Genomic DNA, 3,874 nt, shown 5'->3' with positions numbered 1-3,874 from the left:
CTTTCATTTAGTATGTCTTCAATTCTATCCATAGTTATTAGTAATGGTATAACTTGACGCAAAGTTACTACAAAAATTTGATATGTGCAATTATAACATTACAATTTTAGACCTAACTAATAATTATGTAAAAGCATAAAATTGCTAATAAATGTTAAAAGTAAAAATAAATCATTACATTTATTTTGTAGCGTAAAAATAAATCATTACCTTTGCAATGTGATTAGAAACCGATAGTCATTCACCCAATAATAAATAAGGAGTATGAAGACAACAAGAAATAACCTGAAAGATATAATGACCCTTGCATGGTCATTCGTAAAGCGTAACGGCTTCACTATGGCAGAGGCTATGAAAACCGCATGGCGCAACTACAAGCTGAAAAACGCTATGCACGGCGGCATCGTGAAATTCTACTTTCTGAAAGTGGATAGTACGCTGCGCGAGGCTTACGGCACATTAAAGGAGAATCTCCTGCCGGCTACACAAGGCACTGGCAGACGTGCCAACGACACAGTTCAAACATACTTCGACACCGAGAAAGGGGAATGGAGATGCTTTAAGAAAGCAAACCTCGTGCGCATCGCTAACGCATAAGACATCAAACCGGGGATGCTGTCAGCCACGGCATCCCCAACCCCAAACATCAAACGTAATCAATAACACCAATAAGACAATGAAAATAATCGCTAACATCTTCTATGTAGGCCAAATCGTATTCTCAGCCGCCCTCGCTTTATGGGCGTTATACATGGCACTACGCGGCCTCTTTACCGGCGGGCCACTGTTCGTAACTATCTGCTTCGCCGTAATGACATGCACAACCTATTGCCTCATGTACGTGCCAAGTGTGCGCGAATACAAGGAGCATAAGGCAAGCCACAACAAAAAGACACAGACAGAGCAAAATGACTGAACCGCAGACCGACATACAGCAAGACGTTGACCGCGTGGAAATCAGCGACACCCTTATTGACTTGATTGTCGATAAGATGGTCGATGAAATGAATAAGCGGATAGCCAATATTCAGCCAAGCGATGACCCCTCGGCTGAATACGGCGAATACTGGACAAGCGGAAGCTATGATAGCGATGACTATTTAGAACTGGACGAGCCGAATGATGAATACGGCATATCATACAAGTTTGAGCTATCGTGGGAATACCGCGAGTGGACTGAATATTGGACTGACCCGGTATGCTACCCATCGTTTGACGAAATGCGGAATGAAACCGGCTACGTCTATGACATAGAAATCGACACCCCGGATGGCGATGCAGTCAAGCAAAGCATCTGCGACGCTATCGCAAAGAAAGTAAACGAAATAATCAAGTAAACATGAGCTTATACAACCTTATAAATGGCGTTAATCCCGCCACGTTTTTCATCTTGCCAATGCTCGGCAAGCACCCGGATGAATATCCCAGATTCAGGGATTGCTTCGTAGGGGAAGAAGATACCATCGTCGTACTTACCCGCGTAGGCGGCGCAAACCGCAACACAGGCTATGGCGAAGACAAGATAATGGGACACCCCAATTTCATCAAGACTTACGATGATGATTTTGATAACACCTACGGCTATTACGTCTATTCAGTGCCTGACCGCTGGCGCGAAGACTACAACAAAATCATCAATGGCAAAACGCTATTCGTATCGGAAGAATACTTTAACGAGATGCTGCGCGTATGGCCTAACCTTGAAGACAAACTGCGGAACATGTTTCATCGCCCCAAAACCGAAGAGAAATGACGAAGCGTAAATCATCTGCGGAAGCTGCTGCGGATTATGCCGCAAAGGACTACTATATCGCACAGCGTACCGACCTACTGAAATCCGCGTTTAACGCCGGCGCATCGTGGCTATTCAATAATCAATGGCACGACGTGTACGAAGAAGCACCGCCCAAATCCGGGCAATATCTCGTCATCTACCTTATGGATAAGGGCGAGAATGAACCGCCGGAAAAGCGATACGTTCAAGTGTTCGACATCCTTGTGTATTTCAAGGATAATGAAGACGAGGGCTTATTGCCGTGGGGATTAGAAGATGAATTTGAATACCTCGCAAACGCCATAACACATTGGGCGTTCATCCCCAAAACGCCACCTATAACAACGCTGGAGGATGGGCTTTATTTAGGCGAAGCAAAGCCTTACAATCCCGAAATGCACCGGCGTGATTACAATAACCTACCAGAAGAATATCAGAAATGAAACCTATAAAATTTACATGGACGCAGACCCGTGACCCGCATTTGGCATCATTGGTCAAGACAGACCCGGAATTTGCGGAACGAGTCAGAAAGTCAATAACCAACCTTGAGAATTGGCTTGAAAAATGTGCCGACAAAGGCAACTGGGATGAAATTGAAATGTCAATCCCTTGCAATCAGTTTGTCAACAATGACATCTTGATAAATGATGTCGGGAATGAAGACCGCATGTTTCTTTTCGTGGTACTGAATAGCAAACCAATAGAAGAAATTATGAACAGCGTAGTCACGGAACATTATACGCATCTTGTCTATCTTGACTTGATGGACTCAATCAAAGGATAGATGGCACGACTGGATGAAGAAAGGCAAAAAGCGTTAGAGCCAGAACGCATACGCCACGCAATCAAGAAAATCACCGCCCTCGGCTATGAAATAACCGCGCAGGATAACACATCTATAAAGTTTATCCACAACGGCAAGACCGTGACATTTTACCCTTATAGCGGATGGGCGACCGGCGCAAGCATCAAAGATGGTAGAGGCTTGAAACATCTGCTATCATCACTGAAATCAAATCATCAACCAAATAAATAATTGCACTATGGCAGAAACAACCAACAAGAGTGCGGAAGTCGAAATCATCGGCGCAGCCGCAGAATCGTCAGAAAGCGAAATCGCACGTCTGACCGCAGAAAACAAAGAGCTGAAAGCTCGCGTAGAAACCCTTACACGCGACCGCGACCAGTATCTCAAGTGGTGGGGCGAAAGCAACTCGGAAAAGAACCGTCTGCTCAACGTCACAAAGTCACTTGTCGCATACAGCGGCCTCATCTAATCATCCCACTGTCGCCCGGTTGTATGTTGAAGCCGTGCAGCCGGGCGACCATTTAAATCCAAAATCAACTTAATCAAAGACCAGATATGAAAGCAAAAGAAATCATCGACAAGGAAGATAGAATGATGGCAAACATCCGCGAGCTTATCCCTAAAATTGTGGGCATACGCCTTGAAGCCCAGAAAGCTGCATCGTGGATAAATAAGTATGACGCGGAACTTGCCACCGCATCAGAAGAAATGTCGGAAGCAATCGATGCCCTTTATCGTGCGGAAACCGCAATGGGCAATGCGCATCAGTATCTTCTTGTGTCGCAATCTACCATTAAGCACGGTCTTGATGCGGAAGCGTAGCCGTTTATCATGGCCATGTGGAAAGAATTTACTATCTTTGCACCGCCATTCAAAGCTGGGAAGCTGACGGATGGCACTCAATAGGTCTTCATACTTTTGTTGACTTATTGGGTTATTGATTACAACGTGACCCCGGAAGCATCCGCTACCGGGGTCACACTTTTTTGCTCAAGGGGATGCCGGCGACCTGCTGCGCACAGGTCAATAAATCGCCATAGTCACGCCAAGACCATCAAGAGGCTAAATCCATCATCGCAACATCAGAAACGCGCCAGACGCGCCCAATAGGGCTTAAAGCGTTTACTTTTATTGCTATTAAGACCACATTAAAGCGAACTCTTTTATTATTATAATAAGGTGTAAGCCTACTTAAAGCATCTACTTTTATTAAGAAATGTTAAAAATAAGCGTTTACTTTAATTTTCTTGCCAAAAAATTTGGTAAATTAAAGTAAAAAACTTAAATTT

The 3,874-nt window shown here is 44.4% G+C and carries 8 protein-coding genes; all 8 read left to right on the top strand.

Annotation, left to right across the window (positions count from 1 at the left end):
* The first annotated feature begins 264 nt into the window (after positions 1–264).
* Positions 265–597 (top strand): SH3 beta-barrel fold-containing protein, encoded by a 333-nt coding sequence (locus tag C5O24_RS11570; RefSeq protein ID WP_107681865.1) that lies wholly within the window; start codon positions 265–267, stop codon positions 595–597.
* A 311-nt stretch (positions 598–908) separates the two neighbouring features.
* On the top strand, positions 909–1,337 hold the full coding sequence (locus C5O24_RS11560) for a hypothetical protein (protein ID WP_107681863.1): 429 nt from the start codon (positions 909–911) through the stop codon (positions 1,335–1,337).
* A gap of 2 nt (positions 1,338–1,339) precedes the next feature.
* A complete protein-coding gene (locus C5O24_RS11555) occupies positions 1,340–1,753 on the top strand; it encodes a hypothetical protein (RefSeq protein WP_133165558.1) in 414 nt (137 codons plus the stop codon).
* On the top strand, positions 1,750–2,217 hold the full coding sequence (locus tag C5O24_RS11550) for a hypothetical protein (protein ID WP_107681861.1): 468 nt from the start codon (positions 1,750–1,752) through the stop codon (positions 2,215–2,217). Before C5O24_RS11555 ends, C5O24_RS11550 begins: the two co-directional genes overlap by 4 nt.
* Positions 2,214–2,561, top strand: coding sequence for a hypothetical protein (locus C5O24_RS11545; protein ID WP_107681860.1), 348 nt, complete (start codon positions 2,214–2,216; stop codon positions 2,559–2,561). Before C5O24_RS11550 ends, C5O24_RS11545 begins: the two co-directional genes overlap by 4 nt.
* Positions 2,562–2,813 carry a hypothetical protein gene (locus tag C5O24_RS11540; protein WP_107681859.1) on the top strand — a complete coding sequence of 84 codons (252 nt, stop codon included), beginning with the start codon at positions 2,562–2,564 and terminating at the stop codon, positions 2,811–2,813.
* Between the two features lie 7 nt (positions 2,814–2,820).
* Positions 2,821–3,054, top strand: a complete 234-nt coding sequence (locus C5O24_RS11535; RefSeq protein ID WP_107681858.1) for a hypothetical protein — start codon at positions 2,821–2,823, stop codon at positions 3,052–3,054.
* Between the two features lie 86 nt (positions 3,055–3,140).
* Positions 3,141–3,407: a hypothetical protein gene (locus C5O24_RS11530; RefSeq protein WP_107681857.1), complete on the top strand. Its 267-nt coding sequence runs from the start codon at positions 3,141–3,143 to the stop codon at positions 3,405–3,407.
* Positions 3,408–3,874: the final 467 nt, after the last annotated feature.

This window comes from Paramuribaculum intestinale, assembly GCF_003024925.1.
Taxonomy (GTDB): Bacteria; Bacteroidota; Bacteroidia; order Bacteroidales; family Muribaculaceae; genus Paramuribaculum; species Paramuribaculum intestinale.
The sequence above is the reverse complement of the archived record's forward strand: the minus strand, read 5'-3'. Positions and strand labels throughout refer to the sequence as shown.

Coding starts and splice junctions, on each gene's coding strand:
- C5O24_RS11570 (WP_107681865.1), top strand. CDS start 265: ATGAAGACAACAAGAAATAACCTGAAAGATATAATGACCCTTGCATGG.
- C5O24_RS11560 (WP_107681863.1), top strand. CDS start 909: ATGACTGAACCGCAGACCGACATACAGCAAGACGTTGACCGCGTGGAA.
- C5O24_RS11555 (WP_133165558.1), top strand. CDS start 1,340: ATGAGCTTATACAACCTTATAAATGGCGTTAATCCCGCCACGTTTTTC.
- C5O24_RS11550 (WP_107681861.1), top strand. CDS start 1,750: ATGACGAAGCGTAAATCATCTGCGGAAGCTGCTGCGGATTATGCCGCA.
- C5O24_RS11545 (WP_107681860.1), top strand. CDS start 2,214: ATGAAACCTATAAAATTTACATGGACGCAGACCCGTGACCCGCATTTG.
- C5O24_RS11540 (WP_107681859.1), top strand. CDS start 2,562: ATGGCACGACTGGATGAAGAAAGGCAAAAAGCGTTAGAGCCAGAACGC.
- C5O24_RS11535 (WP_107681858.1), top strand. CDS start 2,821: ATGGCAGAAACAACCAACAAGAGTGCGGAAGTCGAAATCATCGGCGCA.
- C5O24_RS11530 (WP_107681857.1), top strand. CDS start 3,141: ATGAAAGCAAAAGAAATCATCGACAAGGAAGATAGAATGATGGCAAAC.